4 protein-coding genes are annotated in these 2,518 nt (G+C 37.2%); all 4 read right to left on the bottom strand.

The features are described 5' to 3' along the window. Positions 1-54 precede the first annotated feature (54 nt). On the bottom strand, positions 55-720 hold the full coding sequence (locus Q7P41_RS01780) for a PIG-L deacetylase family protein (RefSeq protein WP_303881678.1): 666 nt from the start codon (positions 718-720) through the stop codon (positions 55-57). A gap of 16 nt (positions 721-736) precedes the next feature. Beyond that, complete coding sequence (locus tag Q7P41_RS01775; RefSeq protein ID WP_303881676.1) at positions 737-1,642, bottom strand: formyltransferase family protein; 906 nt, start codon at positions 1,640-1,642, stop codon at positions 737-739. Continuing rightward, positions 1,639-2,310, bottom strand: a complete 672-nt coding sequence (locus Q7P41_RS01770; RefSeq protein WP_303881675.1) for a sugar transferase — start codon at positions 2,308-2,310, stop codon at positions 1,639-1,641. The genes Q7P41_RS01775 and Q7P41_RS01770 overlap by 4 nt, the downstream gene beginning before the upstream one ends. A 1-nt stretch (position 2,311) precedes the next feature. Then, the coding region (locus tag Q7P41_RS01765) for a DegT/DnrJ/EryC1/StrS family aminotransferase (protein WP_303881674.1) at positions 2,312-2,518 on the bottom strand (207 nt) is incomplete at its 5' end.

Here is a 2,518-nt window from a genome sequence, read left to right as displayed (position 1 = left end):
CGTCGGCAACGACCTTGCCGTGACCGCTTGCGCCAATTATTAAAAGTCCTTTTTTCATATTATAATCCTTCTTATTAAACTAAATGCTTCGGCAGCATGAACACCTATCGTTGACCCACGTAATTTCGCCAATGATTCGATTGCTTCCAGCGACCTTGGGTGAGGGAATTCTTTTATCTGCGTAGCATACATGCCCATAGCTTCTAATTTTTTGTCTAAATATTTTGTAATATCGACCCATGTATTTGGTAAAAAAACATTTTTTACAGAAGGGATGTTCCACTCAGTTTCGGACAAAGTCTCATAAGAATATATCTCTAATACTTTATGAGAATTTATAGGTCTTAACCCAACCATGGCGGCAGATGAAACAATACGATGATCACTGTGCATGTCACCATAATGAGGTAGAAAAACTACGCTGGGCTCTAAATCATTTATTAACTTCAATAATTTAGCATTTAGCTCAGATATGGGCACCTCCTTTAATAAAACTGCAGGGAATTCTAGAAAAAATGTATTTTCAATTCCTAAAAACTCGTGAACACGCGATACTTCACGTCGTAATTCTTTTAGGCAACTTTCAGGAAACATGGTGGGATGCCCTGATGTTACGATACACACATATACTTTGTGTCCATCGTCTACATATTTAGCTATAGTGCCCCCTACTCCTAAAATTTCATCATCAGCATGAGGAGCTATTATTAGTAAATTCATAAAAGAACACCACCATTCATTCGAATTTACGCCCTATGGAGAAATTATCATTTGTACATTCGGTAGTATATTCAGTAACCACCAATAGCGAACCTTTCGTCACTATCCCAAGATCACCATTATTATTGATCTTGGCAATCTGACCAGGAATTCCTATATATTTATTGTTTCTCTCAAGATTTGCTTTCCAGAATATAACCTTTTTACCTTTATAATAAGCAAATGCACCAGGATAGGGCTTACTCGTTGCTCTAATCAGCGTGTAAATTTCTTCACCTGACCAATGCCAATTTATTTTACCATCCTCTGGTCTTCTAGCTAATAAATAAGTTGCCTCGTCTTCATCTTGCTTTATAAAGTTAACAGTGTCGTTATATATATTTGTTAAGCAATTATACAACGCAATTCTCATAGCGTTGCACACTTTTTCGTAGACATCCAGAGCGTAGTCGTCTTTGTCAATTTTATATGGATATTGGAAAATTATATCGCCGGAATCTACGCCCTCATCTAACTTAAACAATGATACCTTTGACTCACTAACTCCCAACAATATTTGCCATGGTATTGCGGCTCTTCCTCTAAATTTGGGCAAAGGGGTTGGATGAAAGCCAATAGCATACTCATTTGCAAGATTTAAAATGCTTTTAGGGATGATTTGGGACAATCCAATAACAAAAATGAAGTCCGGATTAACGAGCTGGATCGCCTTCCATGTTTCCATATCGTCAACTTTTCTAAATTTCACGAAAGGTATGTTGTTTTCGACAGCAATTTCATGTATCGGATAATAATCCGAAACATTCTTTGAATAATTTTCATCTAACCCACAAACTAAATTAACGCATACACCGCTATCTATGATCGTTTCCAAAGCAATTTTACTTGACATTACAGATCCTATAAAAACTGTCTTTTTCATTTATGCGCATCCCTTTCTAAAACATGTTCATCTACTTCGCTTTGTTTATTAATAAACTTGTCTTCTCCATAAAAAGCCACTGCAATGGTTTTCAAAACAATTTTAAGGTCAAGAACAAAACTCACTTTTCTCACGTATTGCACATCATACGCACTTCTTTCTTTACGATCCAAATATATGTTTCCATTAACCTGGGCCAAACCGGTCAGTCCTGGTCTTACTTTAAACCTTTCTAATTCCCAATCCTCATACTGCGCTAGATATTCTGGCAATGAAGGTCTTGGACCTACTATGCTCATTTCTCCCTTTAAAACATTTATTAACTGGGGTAACTCATCAATTTTAAATCGCCTTAAGAATTTGCCCAGAGGAGTAACTCTCTGATCATTTTCATATACCTCTACGCCAATTTTTTGATACCTATCGGCCCCTTGGATCATTGTTCTAAATTTATATAGTTTGAATATTTTTTGGTCCTTCCCAGGTCTAAGTTGTGTATAAAAAATCGGTCCTTTTGAAGTTAATTTAATCAATATTGAAATTAAGAAAAAAAATGGACACAAAACAATAAGAGCTAAAAGGGATAATGAAAAATCCAAAGGTCGTTTGAAATAACGTCTGTAAAGGCCGTATTGTTTATGTGGCCTTTTATCTGCCTCACCCGCCATCTCATCCCCAAACCCCTTTAATTATTTCACATACCCTGTTTAGGTCGTCATCCGTCATTTTCGTGTCGCTCGGCAAACATAAGCCGTGTTCGAAGATCTTTTGGGATACGCCGCTTCCCAAAAAGTCACAATCCCTGTAAAAGGGCTGCATATGCATGGGCTTCCATATGGGCCTCGATTCGATGTTTTCCCGCTCCAGGGCCTCAAG

It is taken from the genome of Acetomicrobium mobile (genome assembly GCF_937920065.1).
This window is presented reverse-complemented; position numbering and strand designations above follow the sequence as displayed.

What these genes read in the sequence shown, in the direction of transcription:
- Q7P41_RS01780 (WP_303881678.1), bottom strand. Translation starts at nt 720, where the DNA reads ATGAATTTACTAATAATAGCTCCTCATGCTGATGATGAAATTTTAGGA.
- Q7P41_RS01770 (WP_303881675.1), bottom strand. Translation starts at nt 2,310, where the DNA reads ATGGCGGGTGAGGCAGATAAAAGGCCACATAAACAATACGGCCTTTAC.
- Q7P41_RS01775 (WP_303881676.1), bottom strand. Translation starts at nt 1,642, where the DNA reads ATGAAAAAGACAGTTTTTATAGGATCTGTAATGTCAAGTAAAATTGCT.